Below are 20,950 nucleotides of genomic sequence, written 5' to 3'. Positions count from 1 at the left end.
GGTTAGTTACCAGAAGCCATTTCCCGGCTGATTGATTTGACTCCATCCAGATCGTCGATCTTAAAATCGCCGTAGAACGAAATCCAAAAGCACACTTCGGAATAATCACCGCCTATCAGAATATGAAATTCGCTGGCTTTTTTCCCGTTGCCGAGCATCCAGATTTTGGCATCGTCGTCGTCATCCGTTTCAATTAACCGATATGCCGAAGGCAACAAATCTGCTGATTTACGGCAAAACTCAGCCATCCCAAGTTGCCCTTTTTCGGAGGTATAAGTCATAAATCGAATTTCAGACAAATCTCCTTCAATGTTTTTACCTTCTTCATCCAAATCGATGTTGAACGCGTCGGTCATACTTTTATTGAACGCGAAATACATGACCCCGGGTTTGTTCCGGAAGGTATCGAACAACTTATCCGATTTGCTTTGAGCCATCAGGCTTCCGCTCATCATAAGAGCGATTAGTAACAGGCTGATTTTAGTCTTCATCGTTTTCGTGTTTTAAGGTTAATCCATCGGGCTTCATTTCCCAATATTTACCCACCATGTCGCCATCCCAGGTGTTCGATACATTTTCGATATCGTAAATAATTCGCACCATCTTATCACTCAAATAGATGCTCTTCCCTTCAGGAACTTTCAACGTCAGATTTACTTCCTGCCCAAGCCAGCGCTTGCTGTCTTTCAGGGTGTAATAAGGATCAAACATCAGGGTTGAATCTTTCAGGTTGAAATTGTACTCGATTTCCTGAACCGACTGATTCGCCTCCTCTTCGTCTCCGCCTCTCGACTGTTTGCGAATGATCATCACAAATTCGCCGGTATTGCTTTTTTCAACATCAAACCGGGGACGGCCGAACAAAACGGGCTCTCCATTTACGTCAACCACTTTCATCCGATCCATACTCACCGAACGTGTTCTGCTGTTTTTATAGTGGTCGTCATTCAACTCCAAATAAAGGGTTTTGTAGTCCTGTTGTTCCAAAACTATGTTCTGGCTAACCGTAGAGCGCTCGCGGTAATCGTCCAGCTGTCCGACAGAAACAATGATAACCGTTACGAGTGCAACCAACCAAACCCCAAAGCTCGACAAGAAGATAATCTTGTTATTCGACTTGTAGCGGAACACAATTTTGGTTCCGATGTAAAGGATTGCCAGTAGCGGGATTGCTACCAGAAAGGCCACCGCGATCATTAAAATTGTGATTGATGCCGGAGCTACAAACAAATGAACCATCTCGGGTACAGCAATTTGACCGCCAAGATGACCCAGCCAAGGTGCGGCTCCGATGATTGAATGACCAACCATCATGGACACCAGAAAGCCGAGCAGCCCAAGAAATCCAACCAAAATCATGATCGCTCCTAAAACGACGCCGACGACTTTCAACAACACCTTCATCACGTTGTAAACAATTTCACCAAATCGGGATACACTCTCGCGCCCTTTATTATACGAGTCGGAACTGCGGAAGCGATCGTAACTTTCTTTCACCTCCCGAACCTCCTCTTTGATTGATTTTTCGATGTTGGAAACGGTGGCTTCCTGTCCGCGCATTTCCAGTCGTTGTGCTGTTGTTTTTGCTTTAGGCACAGCGATCCACAGCACCAGATAAACAAATGCCCATGTACCTCCGGTGACAAAAAACAGAATTACATTGATCACCCTCAGCATCACCGGATCGATGTTGAAATAGGCACCCATACCGGAACTAACACCTCCCAGCACCCGATGATCGGGATCGCGGTACATCCTTCGCCTTGTTCGATGTTGCCCCGTACCGGCTTCATTCGTTTTACCCTGTTCTTCCATGTCTTCACCCTCGGCTTCCAAAAAGTCTTCAGGTTTTCCCATGCGGGCAATCACCTCGTCGACCCAACCGTCGTTTACAACATCTTTGTCTTCTTCTTCCATTCGTTTGCTGAACAATTCAGCAATGCGTGCTTCAATATCCTGCAAAATTTCGCGACCATCAGCATCGGAGCCAAAATGACCGGTGAGCATATGCAGGTAGTTTTGTAGTTTTTCGTAGGCATCTTCGTCGATGTGAAAAACACTGCCGCTAATATTTATTGTGAATGTCTTTTTCATTGTCTTCGTATTTTGTGTTTTCAGTTTTGGTTCAATTTTCAGACTGCTTTTCGCGATTTGATTGTTTCGACAGCGTCAACTAATTCACTCCACGATTCACCCAAACCTTCGAGGAACTGTCTACCATCATCGGTTAGTTCATAATATTTACGCGGCGGCCCCTGTGTTGATTCTTCCCAGTTGTAGGCAAGCAAACCATCGTTTTTTAGCCTGGTCAACAAGGGATAAAGTGTTCCTTCAACCACAATCATTTTTGAGTTTTTCAGCTCATCGATGATATCGCTGGCATAGAGGGGTTTGCCCTCCAGCACCAGTAAGATGCAGTACTCCAAAACCCCTTTACGCATTTGCGCTTTTGTATTCTCTATTTTCATTGTTATTTCCCTTTCTTCGTCAGTTCATTATTCTCTTTCATTGCCACCCTATGCCAGCATTCAATTAATGAAATACTGCGCATTACACATCCAAGCTTCTACCTGTAATTCTGCTTCGGGTTCGGCAACGTAGCGGTTTGTAAAATAGCCTGCTTCAGTCATCCAGCTTTCAATTTCCAATGTTTCGTCTTGTGCCTCCTCATTAAAAATATTAGATGCTCCGAAGTAGTAGTCACTTGACATCCAGCCTTCAACCTCCAACGATTTGTCCGTCGATACCTGGTTAAAAACATTGGACGCTCCAAAGTAATTATCATTGCTCATCCAACTTTCAACCTCCAGCGGCAACTCGTTTTCCTCATTTATATTGAAAGCGATGGTAGCTGATTTTGAGGGAAGTTCGGTTGCTGTTTCTTCGGTAGAAGCATCAACTAAGATGGAAGCCACTTTTTCAAGGCTGTGGTAGTTCAATAATTCCGCCCAAAGATTTTGTGCGCTTACTGTAAAACTTATCAGAACAACGCTGACTAAAATAGCAGCTGCACGTAACAATACTCCTGATAATTGTTTGTTGTTTCCTGTTGTGTTGTTTCTGGTTTTCATGATCTTGCCTCCTACTGTTTTCGTTTGTTTTCTCGATGTTTAATTGTTCTTTTTTGTTTTGCTTTGAGACCCTGTTTGTTTTCTGTTTCTGTTTTTATGACGACTGTTCTTCTGTTTCGTTACATATGATATAGAACTTTTTTTAAACTATTTCTATTTGTTACCTCGTATTTGGTATTACAAATATACAACCATTATATATTACCATGCAATACATAGTAGTGTATTTATTTTTAGCTATGCAGAATGCAATACACCTAACACATTGCACTACTGACTATTAGATCGTTTTCTCATTAATTGTTGAATTTTTAAAAATCGGTGAATTGCATGAAAACATCGGTATATAGAGACTGAATCGGCAAATTTAATCAACAAAAAAAGGCTCCCCGAAGGAAGCCTTTTCAATATTGTCGTTTATTAACCGATTAGAACATATAGCGCACACCAACTTGTAGCTGCCAGCATTGACTGTAGTTTTCGTAAGTCGAGTACGTTTTTGTAGGGTACTCGCCACCAACTTTAACCACCGAGAACGAAGGAACACTACTCGCATCCCTACCCTCGTACTTCAAAACTGAGCCATAATTACTTGCTGCCATGTTATCGTTAACACCCCACTTCGAGTTAATTAAGTTGCCAACATTTAACACATCGGCACTCAATTGAATCGTATGGGCTTTGTTTCCAACCTTCACCGAAAAGTCTTCTAAAATACGTAAGTCAAACTTATGAACCCAAGGCGCACGTGCGGCATTTGCCTCTGCGTACTCTCCTTTGTGCTTACTTAAGTAGTTATCTTGCTCTATAAAAGCGAAGAATGCATCTTCGTCAGCAGTTGATACAAACTGAATATCGCCTTTTGCTTTCGGAATATATATCAAGTCAGCATTCACCCCATCACCATTCATATCATTGCTGTATGTGAATGAGTTTCCATAAGGGCTGTAACCAGAGTAGAACAGGCTAATTGTTGTCCCTCGCATTACTTTAGATTCGTTAGAGCCGAAACGATAGCTAAGTGAACCAATAACCTTATCCGGAGTAACATACTGAGAGCGTTGAGCATCTGCCGTATTTGGTCCGTTCACTGAAGCTACACCACTCCATGCCGAATTGGCGTAACTTCCGGGCATACCCGAAACTTCTTTCATTTCGGTATGTGTATAGGCCGCCATAATTCTCAGATCCTTCATTGGCTCAGCATTAACCGTCAGGTTCAAGGTATAACCATAACCTTTACTTGTATTGGTTAATACACAGGCATCGCGCACGCCTTCAGCCGAGGGTGAATAGAGGTAATCTGAATAGATGTAACGATTATCCGGCCCGGCGAAAGTATCCCAACTGCTGGTTGGATTCATCACGAGGTAGTTTTCCTGCATTACAGCATTCACGTTTTTGGTATAGATACCTTCTGCAGTAATGGCCAATGGGAAGTCGACCGGAACCTGGTAATCGACAGCCAAACCTGTTTTCCACACCTGTGGCATTTTAAAGTCGGGATCGACACCGGCTACTGAACTGGCAATACTTCCATCCTCAGGTGTTACCTCTGTTTGGAACCCTAAAGTTGAAATCATTTCATCCACGTCGGTGATCAAGCCTCCTTCCAACAGATCCAACCGAGCATCACGGCTTGCCACCGTTCCGTCTGAGTTGAATCGGGTTTGCACTTTCATAAGCAATTGATTCATTCCGGCGTTTGAAGGCATGTTGGTAAAGAATACCAACGGCAAACGACCGGTAAACAAGCCAGTACCACCACGAACAACAACTGATTTATCTCCATTCACATCCCAATTCACTCCAATACGTGGTGAAAGATTAATCTTAGAATCCGGCCAGGCACCGGTATCAATTTTACGCCCCCCAAAATCAAGATCATAAATGGCCTGGTTGCGCATAATGTCGTTCAGGAACGTAACATTGTCAGCACGCAAGCCAACAGTCAATTTCAAATTGCTGTTAACAGACCAATCATCCTGAATATAGGCTCCCAATTGTTGGAATACAACCTCATTGACCGGGTTCTTAACACCATTGGCACCGTAAGTCAATGCGAAATCTACCGGAGCAGCGCCGGTTAAGAAGTCACTTAAACTGGCATAACGGTAATAACCGGTACCACTGCGCATGTAGGAATTACTCGCCGACTGATGCTCGTAGCTAATTCCCGCTGTTAATTTATGCTTATCTAAATAGTACGTAAAGTTGTCAGTAATGGTATAGATCTTATTCTTTACACCATTATTATAAGTAAACAACTCGTACCCTGCCGAGATATATGGATCCAATGCTTCAGCCCCTGTCGCAATGTCACCACTCATAATATCGATGAAAGGAAACACAGAAGAGTTTGTTCCGCGAATATCCTGTATGTCGGAATAAGTGGCAATAACCTGATTCGACATTTTCTCGTTGATCCGACTGTTCAATTCAATCGTTCCTGATTTCACCAGGTTGTCCATTGAGTACATCGAGTTCGCGTATGACATGGAGTACTGTGATACCCGGTCTTTATTCCGGTCGCGATATGCTCCATCTGTTGAGTTCCCGTTTGGAGCGTTCCAGGCTGTATTCTTGGTATAGTTGTACCGAACATTTAGTTTATGGGCGTCGTTAATGTTCCAGTCCAAACGAACCAAATATTTCATGTTTTCCTGATCAGCGGGAAAATCCGAGAACGAACCTGTTTCGTAGCCGTATTTACTTTTCAGAAAATCTGACACGGTGGTCAAATCTGCCTCTGTTACGCGTGAAATTGTTTGTCCATCAGTGACTCCATCTGTGGAGGCTCGCCAAGTTACGGCTTGTTCCGGGCTTTTCTCTTTTTCAATGTTAGCAAAGAAGAATAATTTATTTTTGATAATTGGGCCTCCCAACGAAGCTCCATAGGTGGTTTTTGACTCTTCGGCCGGGTCGCCAAAATACTTATCCCCTATTTTATTACCACGCATATCCTGATTCCGATAATAAGTATAAGCTGAGCCTTCGAATGTGTTTGTACCCGATTTTGTAATCGCATTAATACCGCCACCAATAAAGTTGGTTTGACGCACGTCAAAAGGCGCAATTACGACCTGAATCTCTTCAATGGCATCCATTGAAATTGGATTGCCACCTCCGGGCAAACTGGAACTTAAGCCAAAGTTATTGTTGAAGTTAGCACCGTCAACAGTGAAGTTCGTAGAACGACCGTCGCCACCGGCAAAGCTCATCCCATTGGCATATGGAGAAACCTTGGCCAAATCAGAAATACTCCGGTTGATCGTTGGCATAATCGCCATCTGCTCGCTTGAGATATTCGTTGTGGCACCGGTTTTGTTTGACTGAAAAGCCGATTTGGTTCCAACAACAATCACTTCGGCCATATCAACGGTACTCTCTCTCAATTTTACATTCAACAGATAGGTTTCACCCAGCCGCAACCGAACATCAGTAAAAGTTCCCTTTGAATAGCCAATAAAAGAAACTTCAATCCGATACGGTCCACCTGATCTCATCCCCTGAAGGTCATACAGGCCATCCGTATTTGTTATTGTACTATAACGAGAACCAGAAGGTTCATGCACGGCAACAATCGTAGCATTCGGCAAACGTTCACCCGAATCGTCTGTCACCGCACCACTCAAACCGGAAGTAGTCACCTGAGCAGTTGCTACCGTATAACTCACCAGCATCAACAGTAGCAATGCAAAGTTTTTAACTGAATTTTTCATAGCATAAAAATGGATTAATGTTATCGAACAAAAAAAAAGATTAAATATCTGGATTAGATTAAATCCACATAATGTTTTTGTTAAAAAATGGAAACAAAACAACATCTTACACGACAACACGAAAAACCAAACCAAAAAACCAACATAACCGCCTGTCGTTCTGACAAATACTCGTGACGATCCGAATCCAACTCGAAACATATTTTGAATCTACATCGTTGAAATACGATGATTTTATCGACTACAATAATTAAAACCAACAATATGAAACAAAATGCACATTGATAAAAATTCAAATAAAACAGGCAAGAAGCATCTAAAATTACGAATAAATGACTGGAAATTTACCGTTTGTACACGTCAAAATCCATTTGCATTTCATAAGTTTTTTGCCGTTTTTTACATACCCACCTGTACCAACCAGTTGAGGTGATTAAACTACTTAATAAACTATGAAACAGTCATTCGTATTCTTATTTCTAATTTCGATAGTTCTGTCTATCGCGTCGAGCTGCACAAGCAAGTACGAAAATGTTCCTTTCGAGGAAGCAAGTCCAAAACCTTGGGTCGATCCAACCATTGTACAAATCAACAAAGAAGCTCCGCGGGCTTCGTTTATTCCGTATGCATCCGAAGAACAGGCTAAAATCGATGACATCTGGTCATCCCCGTTCATCGAGTCATTAAACGGAATCTGGAAATTTCATCTTGCTCAAAACCTGAGCGAACGTCCCTACTGGTTCTTCAAGAATGATTACAACATCAGCGATTGGAGCGAAATTGAAGTGCCTTCAAACTGGCAACGACAAGGCTTCGACTATCCGATTTATACCAACGTAAAGTATCCCTTCAAGGTCAATCCGCCTTTTATACCGGAAGATTTCAATCCGGTGGGATCTTACAAACGCGACTTTGAGATTTCTTCCGACTGGAAGTCAAAAGAAGTATTCCTGCACATTGGCGCGGCAAGCTCAAACGTACAGGTTTGGGTGAATGAGCAGTTTGTTGGCTACAGCGAAGACAGCAAAACTCCGGCCGAATTCAACCTTACACCTTATTTGAAAAGCGGTCGCAACCGATTAGCGGTGGAAATACACCGGTGGTGCGATGCAAGCTACCTCGAAGATCAGGACTTCTGGCGCTTAAGCGGGATCACGCGCGACATTTATCTCATAGCTCGTCAAAAGCAATACATCCGCGACTTCCGGGTTAGCTCACCCTTGGACGAAAACTACCGGAATGGGTTGCTAACCGTCAGCGCAGAAGTGCTCAATCTGGATCCCTCCGTTTCAGGTTTAAAATTGAAAGCCGATTTGCTGGATGGTGATCAAATACTGAAAACAATGGAAGCTCCCATCACCTTCGCCGAAGGCAAAGCGATAATCAGTCTGAGCGAAACACTCGAAAACATAAACCACTGGAGCGCTGAACATCCAAATCTTTACTCGCTGCTAATCAGTCTGCAAAAAGAGGATGGTTCAACCATTGAAGCCCTGAAACAGGATGTAGGTTTCCGTACCATCGAAATTAAGAACAAACAACTGATGGTGAACGGCAAAGCCATTTATGTAAAAGGAGTAAACCTGCACGAACACAACCACATCACCGGTCAGGTGCAGGATGAAGAGACTATGCTGAAAGACATTCAGCTCATGAAAACACACAACATCAACACAGTACGCACATCGCACTACCCGGAACCCGAAGCATGGTACAAACTCTGCAACAAATACGGGCTCTACCTGATTGATGAAGCGAACATTGAATCGCACGGAATGGGCTACGGACCGGAATCGTTGGCCAAAGACAGCATCTGGGGGCCGGCACACCTGTATCGCACTCAAAACATGTTCGAGCGCGACAAAAACCAACCGTCAGTCATTATCTGGTCGCTGGGTAACGAAGCCGGAAACGGGATCAATTTCAATGCAACCTACAACTTCCTGAAAACAGCCGACCAAAGCCGGCCTGTTCAGTACGAACAAGCCCATGGCGGCGACAACACCGACATCAACTGCCCAATGTATGCCCGAATGGAAAGAATGAAGGAGTATGCCGACGGAAATCCTCAAAAACCGATGATCCAGTGTGAATATGCGCATGCCATGGGAAATAGTGTCGGAAACCTGCAGGACTATTGGGATTTAATTGAAAGCTACGACATTCTGCAAGGTGGTTGTATCTGGGACTGGGTTGACCAGGGACTGTTAACCACCAACGAGGCCGGTGAAAAATACTGGGCGTATGGTGGCGACTTTGGCCCGGATACGGTTCCTTCCGACGGCAACTTCTGTATCAACGGGCTCGTTGACCCGGATCGCGGCGTAAAACCACAACTTCTCGAGGTGAAAAAAGTCTATCAAAATATCGGATTCAAAGCGATCAATCTGAATAAAGGAGAGTTTGAAATTCAGAATAAATATGCTTTCACCAATCTGAATGAATTCGACCTTGGCTGGACAATTACCGGTGAAGGAGCTGCAGTAAAAACTGGAAAACTGGAAGACTTTAATCTATCACCGGGCGACAAAGCCACGATTCAAATCGATTGCCAGATTGAAAACCATCAGCCTGGTGTCGAATATTTCATCAACTTTTCGGCAAAAACAAAAACCACTCAAGGTTTAGTTGAAGCCGGAACGGAATTGGCTGCAGAACAGTTCGTACTTCCTGATTATAAAGCAACTAAACCAACCGTTTTAAGCAGTTTGCCATCCATCGAAATCAGTGAAGGCGAGCAAGGCATTGAGATTAAAGGTGAAAATTTCACCGCTTTTTTCGACACTCAACGGGGTCTTTTAAGTAGCCTGAAAAGTGCGGAAACCGAATTAATTCAGGAGGGATTCGTTCCAAACTTTTGGAGGGCACCGATCGATAACGACTACGGAAACAACCTGCACAAACGAGCCCGCGTATGGCGCAAAGCCGGTCAGGAAGCGAAACTGGTAAAAAGCAGTTTGCAAAAAGCAGGTAACAACAAAGCAGTAATTACCTTCTATTTCGACCTGATGAACGAAGACCAATCAGCTAAAGTCGCGGATTACACGACTGTTTATACAATTTACGGATCAGGCGATATCAACGTAAGAAACGCCTTCGAAATGACAGCGGATCAGCTACCCGAAATTCCGCTGATTGGGATGAACATGGTGATGCCACGTACGTTCGACCAAATGAGCTGGCTGGGTCGCGGGCCACACGAAAGCTACCAGGATCGCAAAACAGCGGCCTTTGTTGGCCTTTACAGCGGCTCAGTAGCCGACCAGTATTTCGCCTATGTTCGCCCACAGGAAAACGGCAATAAAACCGATGTTCGCTGGGCAAGCATCACCAACGCCGAAGGGATCGGCCTGCTGTTCGTTGGCGAACCGTTGTTTGAGATTAGCGCTCACCATAACATCATGGAAGATTTTGAATCGCCGGAACGTACCGACGGCCGTCAGGCAGCTGGCGTGAAAGCTGTAAACCGGCACACAACCGACGTGAAAGAACGCGATCTAACCTCAATCAACCTCAATTATAAACAAATGGGAGTTGGCGGCGACACCAGTTGGGGGGCTTTAACTCACCCGGAATACCGACTGACTGAGAAATCGTATACCTACTCCTTTCGTATACGACCTATCATCAAATCAGACAATAAAAACGAATTGGCCAAACAGCTTTTCAAGTAAAATTAACATTCACCACAGGCAGCCCCGATCGGTTCCGATCGGGGCTTTTTTACCCCTAACGAATCCGAAACACAATCAAATGAACACAATGCACCGGAAAACATTTCAGATGTTTACGTGTTTTTTTAATAGGAATTCGTAATTTTGCGCCCACATTTTTTCAGCAAAGAAATTAGCAACATGGAAAGAGAACAGATACAAGTGATGTTAGAGCAAAACGGGCATATTGTTGAACCAATTGATCCGACTCTGAAATTGGTTGATGAAATTAACCGCTTGAAGAAGGAAAAGAATGCTGTCATCCTGAGCCATTTTTACGTGGACGCCGACTTGCAGGACATTGCCGATTTCGTTGGCGATAGTTTACAATTGGCCCAGGCTGCTGAAAAAACAGAAGCTGACCTGATTGTTTTTGTCGGAGTGCATTTTATGGCCGAAACCGCCAAAATTATCAACCCAACGAAAAAAGTAATTCTACCCGACCTAAAAGCGGGCTGTTCGTTGGCCGAATCTGCACCTATCGAGAAATTCAAAGCTTTCAAGGCCAACTACCCCGACCACAAGGTTATTTCGTATATCAACTGTACGGCCGACCTTAAAACGGTTACCGATGTGGTTTGCACCTCATCCAACGCTGTTAAAATTGTGAATAGCTTCCCCAAAGATACCAAGCTTATTTTTGCTCCCGATAAAAATTTGGGAAACTACCTCAACGGCCTGACCGGCCGCGATATGGTGCTTTGGGATGGCGCCTGCATGGTACACGAGCAATACTCGCTTGAGAAAATTATCGATTTGATGGATCAACATAAGGACGCAGAATTCATCGCGCATCCTGAATGTGAAAAACCGGTACTTTTAGTCGCCAAACATATTGGGTCGACTGCATCGCTTTTACAATACGTACAAGACAGCCCGGCTAAAAAGTTTATCGTGGCAACTGAAAGTGGCATTTTGCACCAAATGAAGAAAGCTTGCCCTGACAAAATCTTTATCCCGGCACCATCAAACGATTCAACTTGCGCCTGCAACGATTGTTCCTACATGAAACTGAACAGCTTACAAAAACTTTACATCTGTTTAAAACACGAACAACCTGAAATTCAACTTCCTGAGAACATCATTAGAGAAGCCCAAAAGCCAATTTTCAGGATGCTCGAAATCTCCAAATAAGCGACAAGAACATCCTTATTTACAAGCCAATATTCTTGCTTATGTCTAAGTAAGAACGTAAACACATGGAAAACAACGGGTTTTGAACAGCAGTTTGTTAATTAGTTTTTTTACGACTAATCCAAGGCCCCTGTCTGATTTCGTAACTTCGTGATATCAGAAAAATTTGCGATTATGCCGTACCGAAGGTTGCCAAATACAGATCAGGCCAGAATGCGTGCCATTGAGACCGCATTGGAAAAAGGGAAACGCGTCCCCTACAATGACTTGGCTTTCAGCTACCTGAGCTTAGAGAAACTCCAATCAATTTACCCAAGACTTTCCGGAGCAATCCGTCAGCTAAATAATGCGAAGCAAAATCAGTTTGACAAGTCGCGTGAATACGGCGAAATTTTCAAAAAAGCAAAACTCTATTTAACCCACTTTGCACAAGTCCTTACTTTTGCTGTTATTCGGGAAGAAATGAAACCCGAAGTTCGGGCGTTCTATGGCCTCGAGGTAGATTCGCAGCGAATTCCGGCTATGAATCTGGAAAAAGATGTTCTTGAATGGGGCGAACGAATTATTAACGGGGAACACCAACGATGCATGAAAGGTGGAAGCCCAATCTACAGCCCGTCAATCGCCTTGGTAAAAGTGCATTTCGATTTTTTTGTCGAAGCCTACCGCAACCAAAAGATGCTTCAAAATATTACCAACCGGGCTTCGGAACAAATGATTCAGGTTCGCGACGAGGCTGACGCACTGATTCAGCTCGTATGGAACGAGATAGAACAAAAGTTCAGTACTCTTTCAGAAGACATAAAACGAGAAAAAGCAGCCGATTACGGTGTAACCTACGTCTATCGTCCGTCGGAACTTAAAAAAATTGAAGCCGAAAAACTTCAGGCAAATCTCTTTTAATCCAAACCGGCAGGGACTACATTCAAACGCTTTTTCATCAGATAGACTAACCGAATGGTAACCAGAAGGCTCACAAGCGCAACCGGCCAATAGAAGGATATGCCGGCCGAAAAATCCGGGTCGACAACTTTTTCCAAACCGGATTGTCCGTTTCGGGCTGCGTGCAAACTCAGCACTCCAATGGTATTATTAATAAAATGGGCGGCTACCGGAACCCAGATCGATCCGCTATACACCAGGAAATAGCCAAACAAAGCACCCAGTAACAAGCGAGGTACAAAACCAAAAAACTGCAAATGCAATGCGCTGAACAGGAAAGCAGAAACCCAGATGCCGACATGATAGTTTCGCGCCATCTTGGTGAATATTTGCTGAATCACACCCCGAAACAAAAACTCCTCGCCTAAAGCCGGAATAACAGCAATCATAAACAGATTGAACATCAACCCGCCAGTACTCTGCACTTCGATAAACTTCTCAATCGTCATTTCGGCTTGATCTTCCATGCCCCGCATCCACTGTTCAACCCCCGAAAGCCAGTTAGGAAAGGTCATTTCCTGATTCAGATAGCCAACGACTGTGATAAAGGGCGTGCTAACCAACAATCCAAGAATCCCCATCAGCAACAGGCGCCCACGAACGGGCCTCTTCATTGACAAATACTTCAGAGAATCGCCCGCGAACAGCCATCCAATAACAAATGGAGGGAGTACAAACATGCCTATTGACTGCATCGTTTGAATGTATTTCAATACAAAAATGTGATCCGGGTTATCCAGATCGGCTGCACTTGACACAGCTAAAAATCCATCGAACCCAAAAAACGGAATAGCAGCAAAAACCGACAACACCATGACTGCCAGCACAGACACCAGAATGACGAATAAAGCCATGATAAATTGAGACCCCGATCGCATCTCCTGAAAAGCAGTAAAAAGCATATACGTTAGTTTAGAATCCAAATATAGGGAAAGCTTGCCGAATACAAATTCTCCAGCCCGAAAAGGCCAAAACCAGCAAAACACATTCACCCAAACAGCTTAAAACAAGACCGAGGTAGTTTGGGCTAGATTCCCCACCGACAGGATGAGTTAAATTGAGCACGAACATAGGATTTGACAATCTATCCGGGCATTTTAGTTCTAAAGCCCGCCTGCTATGAGCCATAAAAAAACGATGCTCCATGTCTGACATAGAGCATCGTTTAAGCGTTTATTTATGGAAATCGATTAGGCCTTTGGCTTATTCGCTTTCTTTTCCTTTTTCTCCAGTCGCTTTTCTTTCAACGACTTTGTGGCTTCTTTTTTGACGCTTTTCTTTACTTCCGGTGTTTTTGCCATAACCTTTATTTTTTAAAAATTAGTTCTAACTTAACGATAAACTCACTCCAAATATCCGAATGAAAATTACGCCATTTTTAAATCGGTTGTTTCACTATTAACTTCTTTTAGGAAAATATTTTTTAGAAAGAAATTCGCGCTGATCCTGCAGGCAACACTTCAACGTAGGAATCAGCTTCACCCACAAGTTTTGCCATCCAGAGAAATCGCAATGAAAATCAGCCCGATAAACGCCCTGGTATTGGCTACTTTCGCCGAATGCGATAATCGACTATCTTTGCCCCGAAATAAATTTTTGAAAACGTGAAGATTGGATCAATTGAGCTGGAAGGGACGCCACTTTTTTTGGCGCCGATGGAGGATGTAACCTACAAATCGTTTCGACGCATTTGTAAGTTGAATGGCGTTGATGTAATGTACACCGAATTTGTGTCGTCGGAGGCACTCATCCGGGAGGTGGAAAAAACACGGATGAAAATGGAGCTTTCGGATGAGGATCGCCCGATTGCCATTCAAATATACGGCTACGATGTTGAATCGATGGCCAACGCAGCTCGCATTGCCGAGGAGCTGAAACCGGATTTTATCGATCTCAACTTTGGTTGTCCAATGAAAAAGATTGTAAGAAAAGGAGCCTGTTCAGCGCTTTTGCAAGATCTACCAAAGATGCAACAAATGGCCGCCGAAGTGGTCAAAAATGTGTCGTTGCCCGTTACCGCCAAAACCCGTTTGGGCTGGGACGAAAACTCGAAAGTAATACTTGAAGTTGCCGAACGCCTGCAAGATGTTGGAATTGCGGCTCTGGCTATTCACGGACGAACGCGCAGCCAGCTATATAGCGGCGAAGCCGACTGGACGCTTATTGGCGAAGTTAAAAACAGTCCGCACATCCACATTCCCATTATTGGCAATGGCGACATCAACGGGCCCGAAAAAGCGGCTGAATTACTAAAGCAAACAGGCGTTGATGGCTTGATGATTGGCCGCGGGGCTATTGGTCGTCCGTGGATTTTCAACGAAATTAAACACTACCTGAAAACCGGCGAGTTACTGCCGCCTCCTACTGTTACCGAAATTGTCCACCACATGCAGGAGCAACTCCGAATAACTGCCGACTGGAAAGGCAACCCGCTGAGTGCGATTCTGATGATGCGCCGGCATTTCGCGCGTTATTTCCCGGGCGTTCCAAACTTCCGGACTCACCGAATCAAAATGCTTCAGGCAACACAAGTCGACGAGCTCGACAAAATAATGAATGAAATAATTGAACTCTATGGCGACTTGAGGGTTGATTATACAGACATTAGACTAAAATGACGGATCTGGGATATAAAAAATACTTCTCCGAAATATCGTTCAAAGAGAAATTGCAGCAGGTTGCCGAACTGGCAGGCGCTAAGGTTGTTTATGCTGCACTGCTACTCTATTATTTGATGAAAGATCCCTTGGTTCCGTTAACGGCGAAGATCACCATTACTGCTGCCTTGGGCTATTTCATTTTACCAACCGATGCAATACCCGATCTGGCGCCATTGGTCGGATTCAGCGACGATCTCGGCGTGCTTATTTTTGCCCTCAACCAAATTAGCGATCACATCACTCCCGAAATTAAAGTGAAAGCCACACAGCAACTACAGCGCCTGTTTAAAAATCTGAGCAAAAAGGACATTCACGATCTGGAACAAAAAGTGTTCTAATCCCCTCACACCAATCAATTTGCGCCCCCGTTATCAGGCCATCCCCAACCGAAATTAAAACGACATTCGATGAACAGATTGTGGCATTATTTTTGGGCTGTAACTTTTTCGGTATCAATTTTCAACACCAATGAAAAAAGCAACGCTAATCCTGTTCCTTTGTTTATCAAGCTGGCTTTTGAGCAGCCAAAATAGTAGCGCGCAGGTTACTGTCGCACAAAAGCCGCAACCACCTGCCCAGTATATGATACCACCGCCAAAACCGGGACTAGGCTATGTGCTAATTCCGGGCCACTGGATTTGGTCGCGCGAGCACAAAATCTATGTTTGGGTCGTTCCGGGCTGGGTTCCATCAAAAGAAGACTACACTTGGGCTCCCGGCTACTGGAAAGAGGTTCCGCGAGGTTGGAAATGGATTTCCGGCCATTGGGAGCGAATCGACAAAAAAAGATGGTTTTCCAAATAAGCAGAATGAAAGCGCTCCACCCCCGCTAAATTTGACAATCAACAAGATAAAACACTTTAAGCAAGGTGCATTTTCGACACTTGTTGGTGTGAAATGTTTAATTGAGAAGGAAGATCGGACTTAGTTTGGTCTTCTTTTTTAACTTTGATGCAACCAAACAAACGGCATGGAATTTCACCTTTTCGACCTCAACCTCATTCAGTGGCTCCTCATGGCCTTTTGTGCCATGCTCATCGGCATGTCCAAAGTTGGCGTTCCGGGCGTATCCATGATCGTCGTTCCCGTTTTGGCCATCATCTTCGGAGGAAAACAGTCAACCGGAGTTTTGCTGCCCATTTTGATGATCGCCGATCTGTTTGGGGTGTTATACTACAGAAGGCATGCCGAATGGTCGTATTTGTGGAAAATTATCCCCTGGGCTTTTGTTGGAATTGGTCTGGCTCTTTGGGTGGGTGAAATTGTCAACGATGAGCAATTTAAAGACATCATCGCCATTTTGGTGTTTCTGTGCATCGGAATTATGCTGTGGCACGATCGCAAAAAGGGGAAACAGTTCTTTCCCGACCAATGGTGGTTTGCAGCATCGATGGGTGTTCTGGGGGGATTTGCTACCATGATTGGTAATGTGGCCGGCCCCATATTTGCCATCTACCTGCTAGCCATTCACTTGCCGAAAAATAATTTCATTGGCACCTCAGCCTGGTTTTTCCTCATTGTAAACTATTTTAAATTTCCGTTGCATATTTTCGTATGGAAAACAATTAGCTGGCAATCGCTGACAATCGATCTAGTAACCCTTCCGGCTATTGCGCTTGGAGCCATGCTGGGGATTAAACTGGTAAAAGTACTTCCCGAAAAAGTCTATCGCTCAGCGGTTATTATCATCACAGCACTATCCGCATTTTTGTTGCTGGTGTAGTTTTGAACGTAGCAACAAGGCTCAAAAGCCTCCTCTACATACAGCCATGTATTTAAATGTTCATAACTAAATTTGAAGCAAATTCAGCCCCAACCAGCTCAGGTAGAGAACCGCCACGAACGATGCACTAAAATTGATCGGCCACCGGCCCAAAAAGCGACTGCAACCCGATTTTTGCTCCCAAAAAAGCGCCATTTTTTGCTACTTTTGTAACACATGATTGACCAGTATACGATAGATCGAATTATTGATGCCGCCGAGATTTCGGAGGTAGTTGGCGAGTTTGTAACCCTCAAACGCCGAGGGGTAAACATGCTCGGAAACTGCCCTTTTCACAACGAAAAAACTCCATCGTTCACGGTATCGCCGGCCAAGGGTATTTTCAAGTGCTTTGGTTGCGGCAAAGGCGGTAATGCGGTCAATTTCATCATGGAGCACGAGTCGCTCAGCTATCCAGAAGCGCTAAAGTGGCTGGCGAAGAAGTACAGTATCGATGTAAAGGAGGAGGAAGAAACTCCGGAACAAATCAAGCAAAAAGACGATCGCGAAAGCATGATGATCGTGTCGGCTTACGCGCAAAAGTATTTCAGCCGATACCTGAATGAGGAAATTGAAGGCCGGAGCGTTGGGCTCAGCTATCTTCGTGAACGGGGAATTCGGGACGAGATCATTAAAAAATTCGACCTCGGCTTTTGCCCCGACGGAAAGGACATTTTCTCCCAGAATGCCCAAAAACAGGGCTACAAAATGGAGTTCCTCGAGAAATCGGGGCTCACAATTAAGCGCGACGACTGGGTGCGCGATCGTTTTGCCGGACGGGTAATGTTCCCGATTCACAATGTGGCCGGCCGGGTAATCGCCTTTGGCGGCCGAACACTTAAAAGTGATAAAAACATCGCGAAATACCTCAACTCGCCCGAGTCGGAGATCTACCATAAAAGTCGGGTATTGTACGGAATTTACCAGGCAAAACGCGACATTACCCGACTGGATAAATGTTATCTGGTTGAAGGATACACGGATGTGCTTTCGATGCATCAGGCTGGCATTGAAAATGTTGTGGCTTCATCGGGAACAGCGCTCACACACGACCAAATTCGGCTCATCAAACGCTTCACTCCCAACATTACCATTATTTACGATGGCGATGCTGCCGGGATTAAAGCTTCGCTGCGAGGAATCGACCTGGTTCTTGAAGAAGGCATCAACGTAAAAGTACTGCTGCTTCCCGATGGCGAAGATCCCGATTCATTCTCTCGATCGATGAGTTCCAGTCAGTTAACAGCCTACATCGCCGAAAACGAAACCGACTTTATTCGATTCAAAACCAAACTGCTGATGAAGGGTGCAAACAACGACCCGATTGAAAAATCCCGTTTGGTGAACGACATCGTCCGGTCCATCGCCATTGTTCCCGATGCCATCACCCGGTCAATCTATATTCAGGATTGCAGCCGGCTAATGGATGTTCAGGAAGAAGTTCTTTACGATCAGGTTCGAAAAATCATTCAAAAACAAACCGAGGATCTTCAAAAGAAAAGCTATCGGGACAACCACCAAAACCCCTTCGATCCTGATTTCGACCCTGAACAACACAATCAAAAACCTCAGGTAGCTGCTGTTAAATCTCAGTATACCTGCGAGATTGAAGAGCGCGAAATTATCCGCATCATGCTAAAATATTTCCATGAAGAAGTATTTGAGGAAGAAGACGAGAACGGTGAGCCAATCAGCCTGTCGGTAGGGCAATTTGTGTTGGAAGAGATTGACAACGACGGGTTAAGCTCCGACAATGACTTAATAAACCGGGTACTCGATTTATTTGCTGAGAACCTCGACAATCCGGCTTTTAAACCGGCTCCATTCTTTATTCACCACAGCGACCCGCAAATCAGCCAACTGGCAACCGATTTACTGGCCGACAAATACATTGAAAGTAAACGCTGGAAAAAAGGCGGCGCTTTTGTCGAGGAAGAACATGAAATACTGGATCTGCTGGTTCCAAAAATTGTTCAGGAATACAAACTCAGCAAGGTTCGTTTTATGCTAAAAGAGCTTGAAAAACAAATACAGTCAGCTGCAGCTACCGGAAACTGGGACGCTGTAATGGACTGCCAAAACCAACATATCAATTTAAAAAAGGTAGCCAAAGACCTGAGTGAACAGCTAGGCAACCGTACCATCCTTTAAAATTATTCCGCAGATGAGAACGTTAATCATTGACAACCGCGAAGAAATTGACGAAGTAATCCGGGCATGCAAAACCTGTTATGTCGCCATGAGCAACGATGGCATGCCATACCTGTTACCGATGAACTTTGGATACAACGGCGAGCACGTCATCCTTCATTCGGCAAAACACGGACGTATGTGGGAAACACTGCAAAAGAATCCCAAAGTATGTATCAACTGGACCCTAGGCGAAGAACTGGCCTGGCAGGATGTTCAGGTTGGGTGCAGCTACCGCGTGAAATCGAAAACAGTATTGGTTGAAGGTACCATTGAATTTATTGATGACTACGACGAGAAGGTTAAATGCCTGGAAGAAACGATGGCGCAATACAGCGACCGCGATTTCAAGTTCGGCAAACCAGCGGTGGTCAATGTAGGGATAATGAAAGTACACATCGACCGGATCTCAGCTAAAGAATTTGGAGCAAAAGCGGTTACTCCCTGGAGTAAATAAAACGATTCTTTGCCGTAGTTTACTGAAAGTAGCACTGCGAATTCAACAAGTTCACTATTTTTGTTGAACATGATATATTGCCAACGAAATCACCATCTTATTAAACAAAATCAGTTAAATTTCCTTATTAACAAGAAAGGAGGGAAACAATGATTTTTGTAACCGGAGGAACAGGATTAGTAGGCTCCCATCTGCTTTTAAATCTGGTGCAATCGGGCAAGCCGGTTCACGCGCTCAGACGGGCGAACAGCAACTTAAAATCAGTTCTTAAAATCTTTAATTACTATTCCGATCAAGCCGAAGAACTATTCCATCAGATTCAATGGGTTGAAGGGGATATTTTGGACTACCACAGCATGGAGGAACTGCTGGACGGAGTAACCGATGTATACCACTGCGCCGCGATGGTTTCATTCCACCCGAACGACCACGACAGCATGCTCAACAACAATGTCAAAGGCACTGCCAACCTGATCGACGCGGCCATTTTCAACCATGTAAAACGTTTTTGTCATGTCAGTTCAATTGCTGCCTTAGGAAAAACGCAGGATGGAACAGAAATTAATGAAGAAACCTATTGGACTCCGTCGAAACGGAAGTCGGCGTACAGCTTGAGCAAGTTTTTCTCCGAAATGGAGGTTTGGCGAGGTATTGAAGAAGGACTGGATGCGGTGATTGTAAATCCGTCCATTATACTGGGTCCCGGAAACTGGGACATTGGCAGCCCGAAACTTTTTCAGTCGATCTGGAAGGGTATGAAATACTACACCAAAGGAGAAACCGGCTTTGTTGATGTTCTGGATGTCGCGTCAGCGATGACCCGGTTAATGCAGGCCGACACATTCAGCGCCAACAAAAATCAGCGTTTTATTTTAAACGCGGGCAATATGAGCTACCAGGATTTCTTCTACCAAATTGCCGATGGACTGCAACGTCCACGACCTAAAAATTTCGCGTCAGACCTAATTCTGCATGTAGCCTGGCGAGCTGCACGTTTAGCCAGTTTCTTTTCCGGCAAACGCCCGGTAATTACTCGGGAAGCAGTTTCCGGATCCAATACCATCAATCGCTACAATGGCACCAAAATTACCACCGGCGTAGGATTTCAATACCGCAGCCTAAATACGACTATTCAAAATATCTCTCAGCTTTTTTTGAAAGACGTTGAGCAACTAACACCCGCAACGAAGAAAAGATAGCTGCTCTGCATTTACTTAAAATAGAATCGTTTTGGGGCCTTTTCGAAGCGACCTATCCGTCCGCGTCAAAAAAGGTGACGGAAAAGGTCTCAAAGCTGCG

Annotated in this window: 16 protein-coding genes; 10 read left to right on the top strand and 6 right to left on the bottom strand. The window is 44.4% G+C overall.

Annotated elements, in window-relative coordinates:
* Positions 1–2: 2 nt before the first annotated feature.
* The 5 genes from ABZD21_RS09850 to ABZD21_RS09830 form a co-directional block, all read right to left on the bottom strand.
* The gene (locus ABZD21_RS09850) at positions 3–491 is read right to left on the bottom strand and encodes a DUF4252 domain-containing protein (RefSeq protein ID WP_372774808.1); all 489 of its coding nucleotides are present in this window, start codon (positions 489–491) and stop codon (positions 3–5) included.
* On the bottom strand, positions 481–2,094 hold the full coding sequence (locus tag ABZD21_RS09845) for a PspC domain-containing protein (protein ID WP_372774807.1): 1,614 nt from the start codon (positions 2,092–2,094) through the stop codon (positions 481–483). Before ABZD21_RS09845 ends, ABZD21_RS09850 begins: the two co-directional genes overlap by 11 nt.
* Positions 2,095–2,132: 38 nt before the next feature.
* A complete protein-coding gene (locus tag ABZD21_RS09840; RefSeq protein WP_372774806.1) occupies positions 2,133–2,468 on the bottom strand; it encodes a PadR family transcriptional regulator in 336 nt (111 codons plus the stop codon).
* A 60-nt stretch (positions 2,469–2,528) separates the two neighbouring features.
* The gene (locus ABZD21_RS09835) at positions 2,529–3,071 is read right to left on the bottom strand and encodes a hypothetical protein (RefSeq protein ID WP_372774805.1); all 543 of its coding nucleotides are present in this window, start codon (positions 3,069–3,071) and stop codon (positions 2,529–2,531) included.
* Between the two features lie 428 nt (positions 3,072–3,499).
* Positions 3,500–6,793 (bottom strand): TonB-dependent receptor domain-containing protein, encoded by a 3,294-nt coding sequence (locus ABZD21_RS09830; protein ID WP_372774804.1) that lies wholly within the window; start codon positions 6,791–6,793, stop codon positions 3,500–3,502.
* 452 nt (positions 6,794–7,245) lie between these two features.
* On the opposite strand from ABZD21_RS09830, the gene ABZD21_RS09825 reads away from it, so the two are divergent.
* The 3 genes from ABZD21_RS09825 (at position 7,246) to ABZD21_RS09815 (ending at position 12,543) form a co-directional block, all read left to right on the top strand.
* Positions 7,246–10,467 (top strand): glycoside hydrolase family 2 TIM barrel-domain containing protein, encoded by a 3,222-nt coding sequence (locus ABZD21_RS09825; protein ID WP_372774803.1) that lies wholly within the window; start codon positions 7,246–7,248, stop codon positions 10,465–10,467.
* 180 nt (positions 10,468–10,647) lie between these two features.
* On the top strand, positions 10,648–11,640 hold the full coding sequence (gene nadA / locus ABZD21_RS09820; RefSeq protein WP_372774802.1) for a quinolinate synthase NadA: 993 nt from the start codon (positions 10,648–10,650) through the stop codon (positions 11,638–11,640).
* Between the two features lie 174 nt (positions 11,641–11,814).
* Entirely contained in the window at positions 11,815–12,543 is a 729-nt protein-coding gene (locus tag ABZD21_RS09815; RefSeq protein WP_372774801.1) for a hypothetical protein, read from the top strand.
* On the opposite strand, the gene ABZD21_RS09810 is transcribed toward ABZD21_RS09815, so the two are convergent.
* Positions 12,540–13,484, bottom strand: coding sequence for a lysostaphin resistance A-like protein (locus ABZD21_RS09810; protein ID WP_372774800.1), 945 nt, complete (start codon positions 13,482–13,484; stop codon positions 12,540–12,542). The two genes, ABZD21_RS09815 and ABZD21_RS09810, sit on opposite strands and share 4 nt — an antisense overlap.
* Before the next feature lie 702 nt (positions 13,485–14,186).
* Here ABZD21_RS09810 and dusB point away from each other — a divergent pair.
* From dusB to ABZD21_RS09775, 7 genes are all read left to right on the top strand, one after another.
* Entirely contained in the window at positions 14,187–15,200 is a 1,014-nt protein-coding gene (gene dusB, locus ABZD21_RS09805; RefSeq protein WP_372774799.1) for a tRNA dihydrouridine synthase DusB, read from the top strand.
* A complete protein-coding gene (locus ABZD21_RS09800) occupies positions 15,197–15,580 on the top strand; it encodes a YkvA family protein (protein WP_372774798.1) in 384 nt (127 codons plus the stop codon). The genes dusB and ABZD21_RS09800 overlap by 4 nt, the downstream gene beginning before the upstream one ends.
* Before the next feature lie 130 nt (positions 15,581–15,710).
* Complete coding sequence (locus ABZD21_RS09795; RefSeq protein WP_372774797.1) at positions 15,711–16,046, top strand: hypothetical protein; 336 nt, start codon at positions 15,711–15,713, stop codon at positions 16,044–16,046.
* A gap of 166 nt (positions 16,047–16,212) precedes the next feature.
* On the top strand, positions 16,213–16,965 hold the full coding sequence (locus ABZD21_RS09790) for a sulfite exporter TauE/SafE family protein (RefSeq protein WP_372774796.1): 753 nt from the start codon (positions 16,213–16,215) through the stop codon (positions 16,963–16,965).
* Positions 16,966–17,181: 216 nt separating this feature from the next.
* Positions 17,182–19,155: a DNA primase gene (gene dnaG / locus ABZD21_RS09785; protein ID WP_372774795.1), complete on the top strand. Its 1,974-nt coding sequence runs from the start codon at positions 17,182–17,184 to the stop codon at positions 19,153–19,155.
* 13 nt (positions 19,156–19,168) lie between these two features.
* A complete protein-coding gene (locus tag ABZD21_RS09780) occupies positions 19,169–19,651 on the top strand; it encodes a pyridoxamine 5'-phosphate oxidase family protein (RefSeq protein ID WP_372774794.1) in 483 nt (160 codons plus the stop codon).
* A gap of 149 nt (positions 19,652–19,800) precedes the next feature.
* Entirely contained in the window at positions 19,801–20,850 is a 1,050-nt protein-coding gene (locus ABZD21_RS09775) for an NAD-dependent epimerase/dehydratase family protein (protein WP_372774793.1), read from the top strand.
* Positions 20,851–20,950 lie beyond the last annotated feature (100 nt).

Origin of the sequence: Mangrovibacterium sp. (assembly GCF_041596335.1) — a bacterium.
Taxonomy (GTDB): Bacteria; Bacteroidota; Bacteroidia; order Bacteroidales; family Prolixibacteraceae; genus Mangrovibacterium.
The sequence above is the reverse complement of the archived record's forward strand: the minus strand, read 5'-3'. Positions and strand labels throughout refer to the sequence as shown.